Annotated in this window: 2 protein-coding genes; both read right to left on the bottom strand. The window is 66.8% G+C overall.

What is annotated here, in order from left to right; genetic code table 11:
• Positions 1-275, bottom strand: a 275-nt coding sequence (locus tag ENZ74_RS32835) for an ATP-binding cassette domain-containing protein (protein WP_127313338.1), incomplete at its 3' end; no start/stop codon positions are given.
• A partial coding sequence (locus ENZ74_RS32830) for an ABC transporter permease (protein WP_164761445.1) occupies positions 272-1,042 on the bottom strand: 771 nt, incomplete at its 5' end. The genes ENZ74_RS32835 and ENZ74_RS32830, both read right to left, overlap by 4 nt.

The raw sequence follows: 1,042 nt of genomic DNA, 5'->3' as shown, positions 1-1,042 counted from the left end.
GTCTCGATGCCGGCCTTGCGCGCCTCGTCGGGATTGGCGAAGGGCCGCGCCCGGCCGTCGAAGAACAGATCGCCGGCGTCGGGCTGATGCACGCCGACCAGGCTGCGGACCAGCGTCGACTTGCCGGCGCCATTGTCGCCGATCACGGCGGTGACCTCGCCGCGGCGGGCCTGGAAGGCGACGTCGGTGAAGGCGCGGATGCCGCCGAAATGCTTGCTCAGCCCTTCGCAGGCGATGATCGCCTCAGCGGCGGGGATGTGATGGGGAGCGCTCATTTCTGATACCGCATGATCAGCGCCGCCAGCACCACGATGGCTCCCACGGCAAGCGGTTGGTAGAAAGCCGACACATTGAGCAAGGTCAGGCCATTGACGAGTGCCGTGAGCATCAGCGCGCCGATGGCGGGCCCAAGAATGCTGGCGCGGCCGCCGAACAGGCTGACGCCGCCCAGCACCACCGCCGCCACCGAATTCAAGAGCAGGCTGGTGTTGATCTGCGGTTCGGCCGAGCCGATGCGGGCGACCAGGAGAATGGCCGCGACACCGGCGCAGAGACCGGAAATCGTATAGGCGGCGATCTTGACCCGGTTGGTGCGGATGCCGAGCGCGCCGGCACTTTCGGCCTGGCCCCCGGTGGCAAGCAGATGCACGCCGAAACGCGTGTGGTAGAGCGCGATATGGGCGACGATGACGGCTGCGATCGCCACCCATACGGGATAGCTGAACGGTCCGAACGAGCCGGAAGCGAGCCTGAGCAGGAAGGTCGAGCCGACCATGGTCGGTTCACCGCCCGACAGGATGAGGCCAAGGCCAGTGATGCCCGACAGCGTGCCGAGCGTCACCACGAAATCGGGGATTTTGCCTGCCGTGATGATCAGCCCGTTGAGGAAGCCCACCGCGCTGGTGGCGAGAACCGCGAGCACGCAGGCGATGAAGATGCCGTAGCCGGCGGCATTGACGAGGCCGAGGATGATGGCGCCGAGCATGACGGCTGCCGCCAACGACAGATCGATGCCCGAGGTGGCGATGACGAAGGTCTGGCC

Origin of the sequence: Mesorhizobium sp. M7A.F.Ca.CA.002.15.2.1 (assembly GCF_003998715.1) — a bacterium.
GTDB classification, from domain to species: Bacteria; Pseudomonadota; Alphaproteobacteria; order Rhizobiales; family Rhizobiaceae; genus Mesorhizobium; species Mesorhizobium ciceri.
Note: the sequence above shows the minus strand (reverse complement) of the source record. Positions and strands in the feature narration are given on the sequence as shown.